We start from the raw sequence: 18,921 nt of genomic DNA, 5'->3' as shown, positions 1-18,921 counted from the left end.
AAGGAATGTCTATTATGCGTATGTCCATTGTTGCATTAAGCATCACGGCGGCCTTATTGGCTGGCTGTGGGAGCGATGATAAGAAGACTCCGGCACCTGTGCCTAAAGTGAATACTGCCCCGACCACCGCGGATATGACTGTTGATGTGTCACAGTCGATTCTTTTTAGTGGAAAACTTGAAGGGACGGATGCCGAAGGTGGTTTAACTTATTCTTTAGTGGACCCTGCCGATCTCAAACTCGGCACCTTTACGCTAGTCAATAAAAGCACGGGTGAATTTACTTATACATCTGATGCCAATGAAGGGATAGAGGTGGTTCGGTTCAAAGTGTCCGATGGCCAATTACAGGCTGAAGCCAATCTGACAATCAATATTAAGCATGGCGATCCACTCTTTACCTACCAATGGCATTTAAAAAACACTGGGCAGAATGCTTTTGCGGCTAACCGCGGTGTTGCCGGTGAAGATATGAATGTGAGCGGTGCAATTTCAGATAATGCTATGGGACAAGGCGTGATTGTCGCGGTGGTCGATAGCGGCTTAGAAATTGCTCATCCAGATCTAACAAATAACACTGTAAATGGTGGTTCATACAATTTAATTACAGGTACTGTTGATCCAACACCTTTCTCTGGGTCTGCTACCGCAGCTCATGGTACAGCTGTAGGAGGGATTATTGCTGCAGAAGGTTGGAACGGTATTGGTGGTCGCGGTGTAGCACCTAAGGCAAAATTAATAGGCTTTAACTTTTTAGATGAAGATCCAACGGGTAAAGTGACAAACGTACAAACATTTGAAAACTTTGCTAAATCCCACGGTGCCAGTGCCTATAGCGATAGTGCACGCGTTTTTAACCAAAGCTATGGTTACAGCGTGCCATTCCCTCATGGGTTTGATGAGGATGAAACCGAAGTTTATCAAGATATTGCAACGCAAAGCTTCGATGGCAAAGGCAGTATTTTCGTTAAGTCCGCGGGTAATGGGTATGACTACTATCGTTTCCGTACTTTCTGGTTACCGGGAGATTACTTCACGGCAACGACGGAAAATCCCGCTAACCACGGCTTACCTTTCCATAATTCCAACATGTCCTCTGACAATGCTAACGTTTATAACTTAGTTGTTAGTGCAATTAATGCTAAGGGTAAACTTTCTAGCTATTCATCCGTGGGCTCGAATATTTTTGTCACAGCACCTGGTGGTGAGTATGGTGATAATGATCCTGCGATAGTTACTACCGACTTTATGGGATGTGTGAAGGGCTCTGCAATCGCAGAAGATAGACCAAGCACGCCATTCCACGGTGGTTTAAACCCGTTAAACCCCAATTGTGATTACACATCGACAATGAACGGTACCTCGTCTGCGGCACCTAACACTTCGGGAGCTGTCGCCGTCATTATGAGTGCTAATCCAGATCTCACTTGGCGTGATATTCGCTATATTTTGGCAAAGACAGCTACCAAAGTTGATGCGGATATTGCGCCTAAAACCGTGACCATTGGTGAGGGTGAAGGTGCGCCAGTGTATGCGGCTATCCCTAGTTGGTTACAAAACGCGGCGGGTTTTTCATTCCATAACCTCTATGGTTTTGGTCGAGTGAATTTAACTGAAGCCGTTAAGCTCGCCAAATCCTATGCACAGGACTTAGGTGACTATGTCGTAACCGAGTGGCAAGCAAGCGCAGCGCTCACCAAAGCGATTCCCGATGCCGATATTAATGGCGTGACGGATACCCAAGTAGTCGCTGACGATTTAGTGATTGAAGCCGTGCAAATTGAGCTGACTGCCGATCACCTGCGTCTACCGGATTTAGCGGTAGAGCTGATTTCGCCTGCAGGTACTAAGAGTGTGTTGATGACACCTTATAACGGTTTAGTTTACCAAGGGGTGATGGATAAGAATGATCCGGATGATCTTGTTAAAGGCTATGATGCAACACCTATGTTATCAAATGCCTTCTATGGCGAATCATCAAAAGGTGAATGGACAATCAAGCTGATTGATGTGAATAGTGGTAGCTATCGATTTGTTAAATACGATCAAGGCTATATCTCAATCCCTAACGAAGCCGATGGCAAACTGAAAGGTTGGTCAATTCGTTTCCATGGCCATGCCGCCAAGTCTGCATCTTAAGGAGTAACCAATGAAAGCGTTAAATTTATCATTAGTAGCTGTTGCACTTTCACTGTCAGTTCAAGCAATGGCACATGACAAGATCGAACTCACTGAACCTCAAGCTGAGTCTAAAGGTGTTCAAGTGAGCCGTGCCGAGTTTCTCGGTTTAGATACACCCTACTTTGTTAAAACTGAGACTGGGGTTAAACAGGCTAAGCAATTGGTTAAAGGGCAGAAAGTGGTGACTCAATCGGGTAACCCCTTTGCCGAAATGACCGGAAAGTTAGTGGTTAAACTAAAACCAGGTGTATCAGCCGATGATTTTGCTAAGACTCACGGTTTAAAAGTTGATTGGCAGAATGACAATAACTTATTGCTGCTGGCCGCCGAAGAAGGTACTGATTTAATTGGCTTAATTCAAGCGGTTAAAGCCTCGCCTGAAGTGGAGCGTGCTAAGTTAGATCGCGCACTCGCCAAGCAAGAAATTCAGTAAGCCATTTAGCGAAGCTAAAAGGTGAATAAAGGGCCGCAAGGCCCTTTGTTATGAGTTAATTATTAATATGAGCCTATTAACATCAGAGGCTTTATCGTAAAACGACAAATAATATAACCACTTAGCGTTAAACTATCTGGTTCACGATGGGTTTAGAGATTACAATCTGCTTCTATGCCTTGGGGCCGTGCTTCACTCGGCTTTAGCGCATGATTAACATGGACCATGTTTGCATTATTCCATGTACTTTTTCCATACGAGTGGTTGCATTGTTCAGCCCGAAGGTTTCACCAACTCAAGTCTCAATATGAACTACTGGAATAGCGATAACTTTGAAGGATTAAAGTCGATAGGAACTCAGTATTCGGCTCTGAAGGGGTATGAACTTTTTGGCCAATATTGCCTGCAAAAAGAGCAAGGACTAAAGAAGCAAGCGATTGCGACGGTGAACACATTTGTGTCGCACTGTAAGAGCCAATCTTTGACTAAGCAAAGGCAAATAGCTGAAGAACTATCATCCTTAGGTTATTGGCAGCGTGAAACACACCAGTTACTCGCTTACCCCCTCACCGTATTGCTCAAAAATGTGCTGGCCCAATGGGCGGTAGATGAGCCCAATAATCCCATTCCCCACAAATGGTTAGGCTATATTGGTGAGGATATCGCCTCCTATGAAAGGGCGTTGGCGCTTGAGCCTAACGATGAAATTTGTCTTACTCAAGTTGCGTTGGCCCATTTAAACAGTGTCGATTTTCAGACCCATCATTTATCTGAATCTGTATTATTGGGCGATATAGTGCGAGCAAAAGACTCACTAGCGTCAGCACACACATTAATCGAGCGATTACAAACGCAGGAGAGTAAATCAAGGCTGCAAAACAGGCATGATTATTACCAGTCAATGATAAATTGCTGGGAGGAGTATTCCACTCATGCTGTGGCTGAGTCGTTTCCGGATTGGTGCGCCGCTAAAGGCGAGCAGTTTGATTTTTGGTCAATTATTTATTATCGGCGCTGAGTTAATTGCTTGTTGGATTGCATGACTGAGTAATATGTGAAGCAAATTGCGTCATCGCGGCTGCAAATTACGCGATAAAACAACAATAGGCTTTTACTGAATAAGCATGATGAAAACCGTATGAGAGTGTCACGCGCATTTATTTAAGTGCTCCTTTAGGCTGAACTGTTAGCTTCTATCAAGGCAGCCAGCCTTCAAAATATGACTGATTAACGAATGTCATATTCAGATTACATATACAGATTACATATACAGATAGTGTGATATCAAAAGAGGTTAATTATCAGCTTGGCTTAATGGCTAGTTGCACTAAATTGTCCCATAGCGCCTGTGCCACAGGGCCTAGTGGCGAGTGGGGCGGCCGCATCACATAATAATCGAGTTGGATCAGGTTTTGTCTTTCTTGTAGTTCAAGCTGTTGTAAGCTTCCTTCTGCGATGGCTTCTTCGACCATATAATAGGGAAGTTTTCCCCATCCCATCCCTCCTTGAATAAGCATTTTCTTCGTATAAAAATCATTCACATACCAACGGCGCTGCCCAGCTTGCACCCCAAATTCGATATTGGCGGTGCCAGTGCCAGTATCTTGGATCACAATTTGGTACTCGTTCACCAATTGCCTTACATGACTTAGGTGGGGATAACGGCTCAGTAAACGGGGGGAAGCAACATCCAATAAACTCCCTGAAAATAAATAACCAAGCTCATAATGGCTTGAGCGGAGCAGCTCAATACCGCCAGCTGAAATCGCAATATCGGCTTTGCCTTGATTTAGGGCTTCAAGTGCCCCGGTTAAATACTCTTGTTTAAGAATAATTTGTGTATGTGGAAACTCATTTTGGGTGCGCTCTAACATCGGCAAGATTCGAGCAAGATTAAAGGATGCCTCAAAGGCTAAGGTGATACTGGCCTCGTTACCTTTGGCTAAATGCTTGGCCACTTGGCGCATTTCCTGCGCTTCATTCAGTACGCGCTGGGCGTATTGCAATAGTTTTCGTCCCTCTTGGGTCAGTGCTAACCGATAACCTTGGCGGTCGAACAGCACTACATCTAGCTGGGATTCCAATTGTTTAATGCTCTGACTGATCGCCGGCTGGGTCTTATGGAGTTTGTCACTGGCGGCCTTTAGCGAGCCAGCGAGGGCGACGGTATTGAACATCAGCAGTTGTTCTAAGGTCATGGCAATACCCTTAAACAAATAAATAATTATTTTAGAAGATGCTAGATATTATTCCATATTTATTTATTTTTTGTGGGCGCATAATCTCGCCATATGACAGTAGTGAGCACAAAATACGAGCCCACGACTTTGCGTTTAGAGTACTGTTTAACCTGAACTCGGGATAATGAGTGTCGAAAAAGTCTAAATTTAACAAACAAAATCAATGCTATAAATGATTTTTTGAAAAGAGGAATCTTTTTTCTGACTGAATGCGCAGATTTTTGCGCATATCAAGGCGCTCAGTCGTATGCCATAGCGAGCTATGGTTAGACAGAGCAACGCAGAGAGGCCCGAAAAGATGCCTATTCAGCGGCTCTACTTATCCCGAGCTCAGGTTGTTTAGCAAGAGTTTATACGGAATTAGGTCTAAAAGTGATGAGTAATGAGGTCGTTATGTCTATCAATCAATTATGTTTTGCCAAAAGTGAAAACAAAACCGCGGCAGAGACCGACCCTGAAAAACTCTTTGTCTGTGCCAATACCTTAAATCGTGCGGCGGCTTTGGTAACGCTCGCCATGAGCATAGTGTTTTTATTCTCGGGCATGGGTAAGTTACTCAGCGTGCCGTTTTTCCATGCGCCCTTTAGCGTGATGAATTTACCAACGGGTTTTGGCTATTTTATCGGTGTGATTGAAGTGCTGGGTGCCATTGGCATTGGCTGGCGTGAATCTCGAGTCCTGTCGGCAACAGCATTACTGTCGGTGATGATGGGAGCCATTTATTACCACTTTAATTTTGAAGCTACCCTTAACGCGCTACCCGCATTGTTATTATCTGCCTTGCTTTTTTTAATCATCAAGTTAGATGAAACCGTCGATAGATTAGTGCGTTTTCAACGTCAGCTGGTGGACATAAAAGCGGTTTTCTGATTTTGGCCACCGCGCAGACAAGTTTTAATTTACAAGTGACAACTCACGGTTTAATCAAGAGACATTTACTATGACGTACGCGAACTCGGCTCAAATGCCAGTGCTGTTTGTTCCCCATGGTGGCGGGCCTTTACCATTACTCAATGATGCAAATCATCGGGAATTACGGTCATATTTATCCAAGGTGGCAGAGACTATTCCCACGCCCAAGGCGATTGTATTAGTTACTGCTCACTGGGAAGAGGCGCAGGTGACACTGTCGAGCCATTCTCATCCTGGTATGCTGTTCGATTACTATGGTTTTCCCCCTGAGGCTTATACGCTTTCTTATCCTGCACCCGGTGAGCCGCAGCTTGCCGAAACCATTGCCAGTTTACTTAAGGCAAGCGGCATTGAGGTACGGTTGGATAATCAACGTGCCTTCGATCACGGCACCTTTGTGCCACTTAAGTTGATGTATCCTGAGGCCAACATTCCTGTGGTGCAAATGTCCTTAGTGCAGCATCTGGACTCGAGTGCCCATATTGCTATCGGTGAAGCATTGGCATCATTACGTACCCAAGGGGTGCTGATTGTGGGGTCTGGCATGTCGTTTCACAATATGCGCGCGTTTTTCTCCGGCGATCCTAAGGTGTTGCCTCGCAGCCAAGCGTTTGATACTTGGTTAACCGATGTAGTGACATCAGGCGATAACCACGCCAAGGCACAATTAATCGATTGGCAATCGGCGCCAGAGGCGCGTTTTAGTCACCCAAGGGAAGAGCATTTAATTCCTTTACATGTGTGTTTTGGGGCGGCGCATTTACAGACGCCAAAAGCCACGCATCAATTTAGTGGCGTGTTATTTAACACGGCAATCTCGGCTTATCTCTGGTCTTAATTTGTCCCTAAAAGCAAAAGGTTCATCATGTTGTGCGTTTGGCGCATCATGACGAACCTTTTTGTATTTTAACCTAGCTAATTGGTGGCTGGCTCTTACTCAGTAATGGGGACAACTCTGAGATGTTGGTATTCCAGCTTAAGCGGTAAACACCAGTCCCACACTGAATAGGGTACTGAAAATCATAGTAAGTTTTGCTGTGCGTCCCAATAGTGGATTAAGCGCCTCACCCGATACAGCATAGAAATCGCTACTGAGTTTACGGGCGATAAGCAGAGATAAACCCGCCAACAATACCGGTAATCCAGGCAGAATGCCCAGTAAGAATCCCGCGATCACTAAACCAAAGGGTAAGTAAATTAAGGCTTGATACAAGACTTTGGCCTGTGCCTCACCAATCCTCACGGCTAGGGTATGTTTGCCCGCTTGGGTGTCGGTGCGAATATCGCGGGTGTTGTTAACTAACATAATGGCGGCGTTAAATAAGCCAATCGCACAGCCAAGTAGCCACGCATTCAAATTAGTATCACCTGCCTGCAAATAATAACTGCCGACCACAGCCACTAAGCCAAAAAACACAAAGGCGGCAACTTCGCCTAGCCCGTGTGAGGCTAAAGGATAAGGTCCGCCGCTGTAGCCGAGGGCGCCTAAAATCGCCGCCGCCGCTAAAATCGCTATTGGCCAACCACCGTGCCAAATCAAATAGGAACCTACTGTTAACGCGAGTAATAAGCAGAAGATCATCGCATTACGTACTTTATAGGCTGGGATCATCCCGCTTTGCGTCACGCGAACTGGGCCAATACGTTCGGCAGTATCGATACCATTTTTAAAATCAAAATAGTCATTGGCGAGGTTGACAGCGATCTGCAATAAAATCGCGCACAACATCGATGTCACGGCAATTAACCAACTGAAACGCTCAAGGTGCAGCGCCAGAATATTACCAATTAACAGGGGACCGATTGCCGCGGGTAAGGTGCGAGGTCTGATGGCTAAAATCCAAGGATTCATGATGTCTAGTCGTTATCTAAAAAGGAATGAGTAGTGAACAGCGCCATAGCATAACAAGAAATTACCCTAAAGTGAGTACTATCTAATACACGCATGTAATAGAGTTTGAATTGGCGCACAGATGTTTCGCGGTTAGGGAAAAGATTTGCCGCCAATGTCAAAGAAAATCCACATTGTCTGTGCTTTTATAGTTTATGCCGTTTACCCGTATGTCATTGGTAAAGCCAGTAACTTAACGCTGATAGAGCCTTGAGTGTAAGGCAAGTCATCGGGCTTAGCTGCCGGAGAATGAGCACGTCACCTTTATGTCAATGATAAGGATTCGATAGGATGCGTTTCGATAACCAAGTGGCGTTGATCACCGGAGCTGGCGCAGGGCTTGGGAGAGCCTATGCCATTATGTTGGCAGAGCGGGGCGCCAAAGTGGTGCTTGTCGACCAACCTAAGGTGTCCTCTAAACGCCAAAAACACCCTGATGCTGACTATAGCAATGATGAATTGCGCCAAACCCATGAGACGATTTTAAAACTCGGGGCCGAGTGCCTTTGCTTTGAGGTGGATGTCAGTCAACAGATGGATGTTCAGACTATGGTGAATAGCTTGCTTCAATGTTGGCAGGGCGTGGATATATTAATCAATAATGCCGGTGTTTATGGTGCTCGTCCTTTTGAGCATATTCAACAAGCTGAGTGGCAGCGGCAGTTTGACGTTGATGTTAATGGCAGTTTTTATCTGACTCAAGCAATATGGCCAGCGATGAAAGCACAGGGTTATGGCCGCATTTTGATGACAACGGGGGTTTCGGCACTCTTTGGTGATTTACACCAAGTCGCATTCAGTGCCGCCAAGATGGCTTTAGTGGGAATGGTAAACAGCCTATCGATAGAGGGCGAGCAATATAACATTTATATCAATAGCTTATGTCCTCAGGCATTAACGGCTATGACTCGAAAGCATTTAGCTCCTGCGATTCAACCGCTATTTTGCTTTGATACGCTGACTGCGACCGTGGCGTTTTTAGTGAGTCAAAAGGCCCCTAATGGTCAGCATTTATTGGCGGGCGCTGGCAGTGTCAGCCACGGCAGATTCGCTGAGTTTCAGTCTATCTACTTTAGTGAGGGACAATGTACGCCCGATAAACTCGTGAAATATTGGTCAGAACTTCACAATGCCTTTCCGGTTAATTTACATTCCTGTGGTGAGGATAAAGTGTTGGCTTGGTCAAAGCAGAGCGCTCTTGAGCATCATATAAAAATTGAGTAGTTCGGCGTGCGTTTTGTTAAATCGTTAACAAACACCATGCCAAGTGACTCCCTACTGGTCAGCCCTAGTCGAACTGGGTTACCCTTGGGTATTCATTGCTAATTTTCCGTAGGATCCCATGAGTCAGGTATTAGACGATCTCTTATCATTATTATCCCTTGAGCAAATCGAAATCGGGCTGTTTCGCGGTCAAAGTCAAGACCTAGGATTTGGGCATGTGTTTGGTGGGCAAGTCATGGGACAGGCCTTGAGCGCGGCTAAGCAAACCGTACCAGCAGAGCGGCAAGTGCATTCGCTTCACTCTTATTTTTTACGCGCAGGAGATGAGAAGTTACCCATAGTGTATGAAGTTGAAAATATGCGCGATGGAGGCAGCTTTAGTGCTAGGCGGGTGAGTGCAATACAAAAGGGACGGCCGATTTTTCATATGACCTGTTCCTTCCAAGAACCCGAGGTGGGTTTTGAACATCAAGCACAGATGCCGCAGGTGCCTGGCCCTGAAGGTTTATTAAATCAAAATGAGTTGGCTATGACCTTAAGGGATAAAGTCCCAGCAAGGATCCTTGAAAAGTTTATGGAAGACGCGCCAATTGAGATGCGCTTAGTCAACCCTCTGCATCCCTTCGCACCTAAAGAAACCGAGCCATATCGCTATGTGTGGCTAAGGGCGAATGGTGCAATGCCAACAGATAGTCATATCCATGAATATTTACTAGCCTATGCCTCTGACTTTAATTTTTTAGTCACGGCGGCTCAGCCCCATGGCGTGTCGTTTTTAACCCCGGGCATCCGCATGGCAACCATAGATCATGCGATGTGGTTCCACCGACCCATTAATATGGGAGAATGGTTGCTCTATAGTATCGATAGCCCAAATGCCAGTGGTGGGCGTGGGTATGTCCGAGGACAATTTTTTAATCAGCAGGGCGAGCTTGTCGCATCGACGACCCAAGAGGGGCTGATCCGTATGGTAAAAGGAAGTTAATATGTTACTGAAATTAAAAATATTTATTCTATTCTGTTTAAGCTCATTGACGATGGCTGGTTGCGTAACGGTACAACCTGAACCACCCATTATCATCAATGGTGCGGCGGGTTATTTAGAGAAAATTATCTTGCCACAAGGCAGTGAAATTACTATTGCCATTATCGATTTGAATACTCCGGGGGCCATTATTGCTCAAAAAAGCTTTAATATCGCCCGAGCGCCTGTGCCATTTAAGTTCTTATTACCCGCGCAATCAATCGATAAACGTATTAATTATGGCGTAGTGGCTATGATCAAGTACCAGGACAAGGTGATTTTCCAGACCTATGATCGTTTCCCCGTGATTAATAATGGTAAATACACCACTGAAGTATTGATGAAGGCTGTGATGATTAATCAGTAAAGCATGTGTTATTTTAAAAGCCCTTTTCGTAAGGGCTTTTTGTTTTGTAAATCGCGATTATTTTTTATTTCCTATCTCGAGCTTAATATCATTCATCTTGTTTGGTGTAGGGGTATTCGGTAACGTTGATGGCATAATGCGATTATTTATTGCGTTTATCATATGTGATTTTTAGCTATTTGAAATTATTTCATCTATAAATTTAAGTTGTTTTCTTATCTTTTAATCAGAATGCGAAACCGTTAATTCTCTCTTGATTCTCTATGCTACTTAATGGCGATAGATAACTTGTCTTTTATTTTTAAGTGGTTGCTAAAATTCCTTTTGTTTAAGTAAACAGTTTACCATTCGCTTATGTTTTAAAAATCGATTTTTTATTGAGTATGGCATGCTTATTAACTGTTTTTATGGGTAATTGTTCCGTTAATAAGGTGTTTCAATATGTATCACTCCGTGTTAAAACGCTGAGCTGAAGTTCTATTGGTAACAGAAATTTAATCGATTCCTGTACTGAATAAATATTAAAAATTGAACTTTATAGAAATAAATCGATATAGCGAAGGAAGCGACAATGAAAACAAAAATTGCACTAGCAGTGTCTATGGCTCTGCTGTCATCTGCAGCAAATGCACAGACAGTATTATCTCCAACGGGTGAAACAATACAGTTAGATATTCCAGCCGAATTATCAAATGACTCAACTCGAGGCAGATTAACCGCAGTTAATAACCAAGATGTAAAATTTATTCCTGAACCAGAATTTGCCGAAGGTGAGCATACTTATATTGTTCGCTTACGTGACAGTGCTGTCGCGAATTATCAAGGGGAGATTCCTGGCTTCAAAGCAACTAGCCCACAACATATACAGTCGACCTCACAGGCAAAAGGCACAGGAAAGACTGGCAATGTTAAACTTAACGCCGCGGCTCCTGAGGTGAAAAACTACGTTAGTTTCCTTAAGGTTAAGCAAGAGCGCTTTTTGACGAGTGCCAGCGCAGCGATTGGTACACAGCTAGAGCCATTAACCACCTACCAATATGCACTCAATGGTATCGCTGTGCGTATGACGCAGGCGCAAGCGATAAAAATGGCTGAACTACCTGAGGTGATTTATATCGAGCGTGAGCGTATTGAGCAGCTTGAAACCGATGTGAGTCAGGCACTGATCGGCTCCCCAAAGGTGTGGGACGGTAGTGCTACTGGCACCAAGGCTATGGGTGAGGGCGTGGTTGTGGCGATCATCGACTCAGGGATTAACTCTGATCATGCCTCGTTTGCCGATATTGGCGGGGATGGTTATGACCATACAAACCCCTTAGGCCAAGGGATTTATATTGGTGATTGTAAAACCGATTTTGCCAGCATGTGTAACGATAAGCTGATTGGTGTGCGTAGTTACCCTGAAATCACCGATATCTATGACGACGAAAAGATTTTTGGTGCGACGCCTCCCGCTAAAAATGGTGAAGACTACGGTGGTCATGGCTCGCATGTGGCCAGCACCGCGGCAGGGAATATCTTGCTTGATGTGCCTTATGTTGATGGGGAAGTTGGCAAGCTAGAAGGTGATGGTATAGCATCTGGTTTAAAGTTTGCGCAAATCTCTGGCGTAGCTCCCCATGCAAACATTATTGCATATCAAATCTGTAGACCTGGGGATGCGGGTGACAAGTATTCTGGTTGCCCGACTGTACCGATTCTTAAAGCCATAGATGATGCGATTAAAGATGGCGTGGATGTGATCAACTTCTCCATCAGTGGCGGTGGTAATCCATGGAATAGTGCCACTGAACAGGGTTTTTTAGCGGCGCGTAATGCGGGTATTTTTGCTGCCGTTGCAGCAGGGAATACGCGCCCAGCAACCGCAACCAGTGCCGCAATCACCCAATCACCTTATTCGACTCCCAAAAATGCCCCATGGTATACCTCGGTGGCTAACTCGACTCACAATCGTGAAGTGGTACGTGAGCTGGAATTTAATGGTAAGACATTTGAATTCACCCCTGGCTCTGGCCCTGTGCAAACCGAAGTGGTTAAAGGACTTCCAGTGTTTGCTGGCTCTGTCGATGCGACCAATGTGGAAGGTTGTAAAGTCTTCCCCGCCGATGCCTTTAAAGACAAAATAGCGGTCATTAAACGGGGAACATGCGATTTTACAACTAAAGTATCAGGTGCATTAGCTGCGGGTGCTAAAGCGGTGATCGTCTATAACCGAGATGGCGAAGGCAATGATCGTTTAAAAATGGCTTCGCTCGAGACATTAAATATACCAGCAGTATTTATTGGTAATACCGATGGCGTTGCCTTAATCGAGGCCATGGCCGCCAATCCTGCTGTAGAGTTAACTTTAACCCCGACACCGCAAGCGATTAGCCGTGAGGCCGATGTGTTATCGGCTGGCTCACTGATTGGCCCAAATGCGACCAATGATGTGATTGTGCCTTCGGTGGCCGCGCCTGGTTCGGATATTTACGCTGCTTATTCTGATCAACAATTTGGTCACGATAAATCGGGCACAAATCCTGCCGACTTTACCCTCATGTCGGGCACTTCAATGGCAAGTCCCCATGTTGCGGGTGCTGGCGCACTGTTAAAGTCGCTGCATAAAGACTGGACGCCGGACAATATCCGCTCCGCATTAATGCTGACTGCAACGACCGCTCAGGCGATGAAAAAAGCCGATGCTAAAACCGTTGCCGATCCGTTTGACGTGGGCGCTGGCCGTATTCGCGTGGATTTAGCCGCTAAAGCCGGTTTAGTGATGGATGAAAGCGCACTGAACTATGAAATTGCAAATCCCTTATTGAACGGCGATCCTCGTAAGCTCAACGTGCCTAGTATGGCTGATTCTCGTTGTGTGAATACCTGTACTTGGACCCGTACCGTAACCGCAACCCAAGATGGTAGCTGGACGGCGAAGGGCCAAGCGGTGACTGATAAGCTGGCACTAACTGTATCGCCTGAAAGCTTTACCCTGAAAAAAGGTGCGAGCCAAATCATTACTGTCACCGCCGATGTAACGCAAGTGGGTGCAGATTGGGGCTTTGGCAACTTAGTGCTCGAGTCAGCTAACTTCCCTACGGCGACTATGCCGATTGCGGCTAAGATTGGTAAGCGTAACCTGCCAAACTTGGTAAGCATTCAAGCGACTCGTAATGCGGATGAGATCACTCTTGAAGGCTTGAAGGCGGTGGATTTTGCTAGCGTGGGCGCCGAAGTGACGGGCCTCAAGCTGAGCCAAACCATTGAGTCAAGCGTGAAGCAAGACTCGAATAATGCTTCATATACAGATGATCTTGATGATGGCGTCAAAGTGTTTAAGTTTGACGTTAATGAAAATGCTCTGTATTTCCGTACCTCAATTAGTTACACCACATCGCCCGATCTTGATATGTATGTGCTACTCGATAAAAACGATGGCAGCAAACTTGCTCGAGTGGCCTCATCAGCCAGAGATGGTTCAGAGGAAAGTGTCTTACTCAATAATCCTGTTAAAGGCACTTACTATGTGATTGTGCAAAACTACACTGCTTCAACAGCCACGGCCGATGACGTGTTTGGTTTAAAACAATTGACCCTCTATGACACGGCTGAGGATAACCTCACGGCGACGCTTTCTGGCGATACCAATGACTTTGACGTTAAGCTGACGTGGAAGGACGCGCTCAAAGTCGGTGATGAAGGTTTAGCTATGCTGACCCTCACCACTGGCGATGACAAAGTAGCCCCAGTGAAGCTCCCCGTTGTCTTTGAACGTGTAGGTGATGATGTGCTGTCGCCTCTGGGCAATACGCTGAGCGGTCAGTTAACACCGGGCGTGGCTAAGATGATGAAAACCCGTATCGAAGCCAATAAAACCCAAGTAACACGCGTGTATAACTTAGAAGCTATGCTGCCTGAAGGCCATGAAGTGGCTAACATCAGCCATGACGGTAAGCAAGATGGCAATAAGATCACTTGGACGATCGAGATGCCATCGGGCGCTGAAGCGAAAGACATCAGCTTTGAGCTGGTTCCACGTAAGGCGGGTGTTGATAATGAGTTAAGCCTGTCGAACAAGGTCAACAATGCGTCGTCAGAAACCTTGACTCAGCGCTATCAGTTCGATGTTGCTGAAGTGGCGCCTGTGGCCAAGGTTGAAGCACCAACGTCAGTACAAGAAGGTAAGCCGTTGTTTATCGATGCCAGTAAATCATCGGATGCGAATAATGATCCGCTGACCTACAAGTGGACTCAGTTAGGTGGCGCAAGCTTTAATTTTGACCCCGCAGCGGCCAAATTAAACTTAGTGGCGCCAAGTGTGAATGGCGCGGCACAAACCGTATCATTCCAACTGACGGTATCCGATAACCACGGCAATAGCGATTCGAGCTTAGTATCTGTCTCTATTACCGATACTCCGCCGAAGAAGGATGACGGTGGTGCTTTTGGCTGGTTAAGTTTATTACTGCTGCCATTTGCCTTTGGTCGCCGTAAACTGCGCTAAGTGGTTCGAGCTGAAACCGGTTAACCTTAGCATGTTTAAGGGTTAACCCTGATGAGGGCCGAGATTATCGGCCCTTTTTTATTGCCTGTTTATTATCGATTTTTCATTAAAAATTCCACAAAGGCGCGGTCGGCTTGGCTGACGGGGCGCTGTTTTTTCCAGGCGATATGCAGGTTTAAAAACACTGGCGGCTCAAAGGGTTTGGCGAGAATATCGTCTTTTGGACTGATGGCCATTTCGAGCACGCTGGTGATACCAAATCCCTGCGACACAATCTGTTTGATCAAGTTAATCAGATTGGTCTCAAAGGCAATATTGGGCTTTTTACCCAAGTCTTTTGCCTGAGAGAGGATCCACTCGCGGTGAAAATAGCCAGTTTTGAACATTACCAGTTCATGGTCAAAGAAGTCGTTTAAGCTCACGGCAGAATGCTCGGCAAGTGGATGCTCGGCGCCCATGGCGATCACCATCTGCTCACGGATCAGTAATTGGCTATCAAAATCACTCTGCAGATCTTGGGCAGTAATGATAGCAATATCCACTTCTTCCTGTTGTAACATCCGCAGTGCGTCACGGGTACCGCCTTCGAATAGTGACAGCTTTAACTCGGGATATTGATGGCGAAACGCCATAAGGCGTGAGGGCAGATAGAAGGAGCCCAACATACCCGGCACCGCAATCCGCACTTCCCCTGAGGTCAAATTCGCCATGGCGCGGATTTGCGCTTCGGCCTGCTTGATTTGTTTTAGGATTAACGTGGCATGTTGATGCAGCACTAAGCCTTCGGCGGTGAGCGCGAGGTGCTTGTCATTTTTATTGCTGGTGCGATTAATCAGTGTCACTCCAAGTGACTGCTCAAGCCGTTTAATACTTTGACTCAGGGCAGGCTGCGCCATATTGAGCTTCTTGGCCGCGGCGGTAAAACTGCCAGTATTTGCAAGTGCATCTAAGTGTTTAAGTTGGCGTATATCCATGGTGTGAGCCTTTTGCTTGTGATGCACGCTTACGCGCGACAATTTGCGATAACCATGTCAGTTATAAAAATTTGCCATAACAAAAATCAATAATGTCGATATAAATTATCTATTATTGTTATGTTATGCCCAGTGCTAACCTTTGTCTATTCTTAGAGTGAGGCGTTATCGAGGCTAAAAGTGCAAGCCGTGTTAGACACTATTATCGACAATAAACAACGTGATACCCGACTGATGTGGGCCCTGTGTGTGGCTTCCGTGGTGGTATATATCAATCTGTATTTGATGCAGGGCATGTTACCGCTGATCGCCGAGCATTTTTCTGTGCCTGGCTCGCAGGCTACGCTCATTCTCTCTGTGACCAGTTTTTCATTGGCGTTTTCGCTGTTAATTTATGCGGTTGTGTCCGACAGAATTGGCCGGCATACGCCGATTGTGGTGAGTCTTTGGTTATTGGCATTGTCGAACCTGCTGCTGATTTGGGCTGGGGACTTTAATGCGCTTGTGTATGTGCGTTTTTTACAAGGCGTATTGCTCGCTGCGGTGCCTGCCATTGCCATGGCTTATTTTAAGGAGCAACTCTCGCCAAGCACTATGCTCAAAGCCGCGGGCATTTACATTATGGCCAATAGTATCGGCGGGATTGTTGGGCGTCTGCTGGGCGGGTTGATGTCGCAGTTTTTATCTTGGCAGGAGTCCATGTGGCTGCTGTTTTTAGTGACCCTAGCAGGTGTTGCCTTGACCAGTTTTTTATTGCCATCTGGCGCGGATGCTAAGGCGATATCTGGCGGGCAAACCTTGGCGCCTTCAGTCTCAAAACGGGCTCGGTTACTTCAGGATTTTTACGGCTTTAGTCACCATCTAACCGATCCACAAATGCGGTTAGCCTATGCCATCGGTGGGATCACTTTTATGATGATGGTGAATCAATTTAGCTTTATTCAACTGCATTTGATGGCGGCGCCCTACGAGTGGAGCCGCTTTCAAGCGACCTTGATTTTTTTGTGTTACTCCAGTGGTACTGTGGCCTCCTATTTTACTGCTAAGTGGCTGGCAAAATTTGGTCAGCACAAGTTATATCAATGGTCTTGGTGTTTGATGCTGTTGGGCAGTTTATTGACCCTGTTTGATACCACAGCCACCATTTGCATGGGCTTTTTGATGACGGCATGTGGATTCTTCTTAACCCACAGTTGTTGCAACTCTTTTGTGGCGATGCGCGCAAGCCGCGATCGCGCCAAGGCCACCTCGCTGTATCTGTGTTGCTATTACTTAGGCGCCGCTTTGGGCGGACCTTACTTGATGTTATTTTGGCATAAAGCCGAATGGCAAGGGGTGGTGATGGGGTCGTTAACGCTGCTTGCGTTAATTGCATTGTCAATCAGTCGTCTGCGTTACCACCAAACGAAGATGAGCCCAATTGCGGCATAAGCTGCTTTAGTGCTTGACCTAAATACCCATAGATGACTATAAAAGCAAAGGCCAACAATTCAGTGTTGGCCTTTGCTTTTGCAATTAATAAGGTAAAACAACCCCATGACCCAAGCTAAGTTTGTTGAAGGTTCAATTCTTCGCCATATTCTCGTGATGAGTTCAACCGCTGCGGTGGGGATTTCTGCGTTATTTGTAGTCGATTTACTGGATATATTTTTCTTAAGCTTATTGGGCGAACATGAATTAGCCGCGGCTGTAGGTTATGCGGGCAGTATTTCATTTTTTACCACATCAATTGGCATAGGTCTCTCCATTGCGCTCGGGGCCTTGGTGTCTCGCTCTATCGGCGCTAAGGATATCGAATTAGCGAAACGCCTATTACTTAACAGTGCGGTGGTGACCACGATCATTAGTGTGTTGGTCAGCATTGTGGTCACGACTTTTATTCCTGAGTTAGTCACGCTTGTGGGGGCCAGCGGTCATACTGCCGAGCTTGCAGAGAGTTATCTGTATATTTTGGTACCTTCACTGCCTTTTATTTGCCTTGCGATGGCCCTTGGCGGTGCGCTGCGTGCCGTGGGAGATGCAAAACTTTCGATGATGTCGACCTTAGCGGGCGGTGGTGTGAATGCCGTGCTTGATCCGATTTTTATTTTCCTGTTTGCGATGGGGATTGAAGGGGCTGCACTGGCATCAGTATTGGCTCGTATTGCGGTATTTATCATCGCGGGTCGGGGTGTTGTGGTCAAACATCAACTCCTTGGCAGGTTTAATCTTCACTATTTTAAAGCCGATCTTAAACCGATTTTCGCCATTGCAGGACCAGCCATACTGACCAACATTGCCACACCAATTGGTAATGCGTTTGTGACCCGGGCAATTGCGGATTTTGGTGATGCTTATGTTGCGGGTTGGGCGGTACTCGGCAGGTTAGTGCCTGTCACTTTTGGGATGATTTTTGCCTTATCCGGCGCTATTGGGCCTATTGTTGGGCAAAACTTTGGAGCAGGACGATTCGATCGGGTGCGCGAAAGTTTAACGAAGGCGATTCAATTTTGTACCTTGTATGTGGTGGTGATGTCGTTACTTTTGTTTTTACTTAAAGCGCAGATCGTCAGTTTGTTTGATATGAAGGGCGACAGTGCGGCACTTATTGAATTTTTCTGCAGCTATATTGCGGTGTTTTTTATCTTCTCTGGGATTTTATTTGTCGCAAACGCCTCCTTTAATAATTTGGGTAAGGCCAAATATTCCACCTTATTTAATGTGGGAAAGGCGACTTTAGGTACCGTTCCCTTTGTGTATATGGGCGCGCAGTGGGGCGGGGTTTATGGGGTACTTATCGGCCAAGTCATAGGCTCAATTCTGTTTGGTGTTTTAGGGGTTTGGGTTGCCTATCGTTTAGTTGATAAGGTCGCGTTGACATCGACCGGACATGGTGTTGCTGGCTTAGCAGCCGATGTGGACGAATTGATGACGAATGAGGTGGCACAGAATCTACCGAGTACAACTAGCCCACTTTCATCCTCCTGCGCGCAGATGGCACAATTGACGGAAGAGCAAGAAATGGAGTCTGTTATACCCTTTATTGAGCAACAGGATAATGCTAAGCGTTAATGTATGTAGTGACTAGGGCGTGTTGACGTTTCGAGATTAGATTTTGTTCGTTCTGGCAAGCACGTGCTCGCGAAACGAGGAATGATGTGTAGTTATTCTACTCAAATGACGAGCGGCTCTTATGACAGAAAGTAAGAGC

14 protein-coding genes are annotated in these 18,921 nt (G+C 45.9%); 11 read left to right on the top strand and 3 right to left on the bottom strand.

Annotated elements, in window-relative coordinates; translation table 11 throughout:
• Window positions 1-14: 14 nt before the first annotated feature.
• The 3 genes from IEY09_RS07285 to IEY09_RS07275 all read left to right on the top strand — a co-directional run bounded on the left by IEY09_RS07285 (window position 15) and on the right by IEY09_RS07275 (window position 3,631).
• Window positions 15-2,138, top strand: a complete 2,124-nt coding sequence (locus IEY09_RS07285) for a S8 family serine peptidase (RefSeq protein WP_188870468.1) — start codon at window positions 15-17, stop codon at window positions 2,136-2,138.
• 10 nt (window positions 2,139-2,148) lie between these two features.
• Complete coding sequence (locus tag IEY09_RS07280; RefSeq protein ID WP_188870466.1) at window positions 2,149-2,613, top strand: serine protease external chaperone; 465 nt, start codon at window positions 2,149-2,151, stop codon at window positions 2,611-2,613.
• A gap of 307 nt (window positions 2,614-2,920) precedes the next feature.
• Window positions 2,921-3,631: a hypothetical protein gene (locus IEY09_RS07275; RefSeq protein WP_099458536.1), complete on the top strand. Its 711-nt coding sequence runs from the start codon at window positions 2,921-2,923 to the stop codon at window positions 3,629-3,631.
• A 283-nt stretch (window positions 3,632-3,914) separates the two neighbouring features.
• On the opposite strand, the gene IEY09_RS07270 is transcribed toward IEY09_RS07275, so the two are convergent.
• The gene (locus IEY09_RS07270; RefSeq protein ID WP_188870464.1) at window positions 3,915-4,811 is read right to left on the bottom strand and encodes a LysR family transcriptional regulator; all 897 of its coding nucleotides are present in this window, start codon (window positions 4,809-4,811) and stop codon (window positions 3,915-3,917) included.
• A 435-nt stretch (window positions 4,812-5,246) separates the two neighbouring features.
• Between IEY09_RS07270 and IEY09_RS07265 the strand changes: the two genes are divergently transcribed.
• A complete protein-coding gene (locus tag IEY09_RS07265; protein WP_144375988.1) occupies window positions 5,247-5,723 on the top strand; it encodes a DoxX family protein in 477 nt (158 codons plus the stop codon).
• 70 nt (window positions 5,724-5,793) lie between these two features.
• Window positions 5,794-6,603, top strand: a complete 810-nt coding sequence (locus tag IEY09_RS07260) for a DODA-type extradiol aromatic ring-opening family dioxygenase (RefSeq protein ID WP_188870462.1) — start codon at window positions 5,794-5,796, stop codon at window positions 6,601-6,603.
• A gap of 138 nt (window positions 6,604-6,741) precedes the next feature.
• Here IEY09_RS07260 and IEY09_RS07255 read toward each other — a convergent pair whose 3' ends face one another.
• Window positions 6,742-7,617: a 1,4-dihydroxy-2-naphthoate polyprenyltransferase gene (locus IEY09_RS07255; RefSeq protein WP_037425645.1), complete on the bottom strand. Its 876-nt coding sequence runs from the start codon at window positions 7,615-7,617 to the stop codon at window positions 6,742-6,744.
• A gap of 330 nt (window positions 7,618-7,947) precedes the next feature.
• On the opposite strand from IEY09_RS07255, the gene IEY09_RS07250 reads away from it, so the two are divergent.
• From IEY09_RS07250 to IEY09_RS07235, 4 genes are all read left to right on the top strand, one after another.
• Window positions 7,948-8,880 carry an SDR family NAD(P)-dependent oxidoreductase gene (locus tag IEY09_RS07250; protein ID WP_047537251.1) on the top strand — a complete coding sequence of 311 codons (933 nt, stop codon included), beginning with the start codon at window positions 7,948-7,950 and terminating at the stop codon, window positions 8,878-8,880.
• 118 nt (window positions 8,881-8,998) lie between these two features.
• A complete protein-coding gene (tesB, locus tag IEY09_RS07245) occupies window positions 8,999-9,865 on the top strand; it encodes an acyl-CoA thioesterase II (RefSeq protein WP_037417495.1) in 867 nt (288 codons plus the stop codon).
• 1 nt (window position 9,866) lies between these two features.
• Window positions 9,867-10,271 (top strand): YbaY family lipoprotein, encoded by a 405-nt coding sequence (locus IEY09_RS07240; RefSeq protein ID WP_037425639.1) that lies wholly within the window; start codon window positions 9,867-9,869, stop codon window positions 10,269-10,271.
• A 571-nt stretch (window positions 10,272-10,842) separates the two neighbouring features.
• A complete protein-coding gene (locus IEY09_RS07235; protein ID WP_188870460.1) occupies window positions 10,843-14,757 on the top strand; it encodes a S8 family serine peptidase in 3,915 nt (1,304 codons plus the stop codon).
• Window positions 14,758-14,849: 92 nt separating this feature from the next.
• Here the strand turns inward: IEY09_RS07235 and IEY09_RS07230 are convergent, their stop codons facing one another.
• A complete protein-coding gene (locus IEY09_RS07230) occupies window positions 14,850-15,731 on the bottom strand; it encodes a LysR family transcriptional regulator (protein ID WP_188870458.1) in 882 nt (293 codons plus the stop codon).
• A 180-nt stretch (window positions 15,732-15,911) separates the two neighbouring features.
• Here IEY09_RS07230 and IEY09_RS07225 point away from each other — a divergent pair, with 180 nt between their 5' ends.
• Both IEY09_RS07225 and IEY09_RS07220 read left to right on the top strand, forming a co-directional pair.
• The gene (locus tag IEY09_RS07225; RefSeq protein WP_169546756.1) at window positions 15,912-17,162 is read left to right on the top strand and encodes an MFS transporter; all 1,251 of its coding nucleotides are present in this window, start codon (window positions 15,912-15,914) and stop codon (window positions 17,160-17,162) included.
• A 105-nt stretch (window positions 17,163-17,267) separates the two neighbouring features.
• Window positions 17,268-18,782, top strand: coding sequence for an MATE family efflux transporter (locus IEY09_RS07220; RefSeq protein WP_188870456.1), 1,515 nt, complete (start codon window positions 17,268-17,270; stop codon window positions 18,780-18,782).
• The last annotated feature ends 139 nt before the right edge of the window (window positions 18,783-18,921 follow it).

It is taken from the genome of Shewanella xiamenensis, assembly GCF_014647135.1.
Taxonomy (GTDB): domain Bacteria; phylum Pseudomonadota; class Gammaproteobacteria; order Enterobacterales; family Shewanellaceae; genus Shewanella; species Shewanella xiamenensis.
This window is presented reverse-complemented; position numbering and strand designations above follow the sequence as displayed.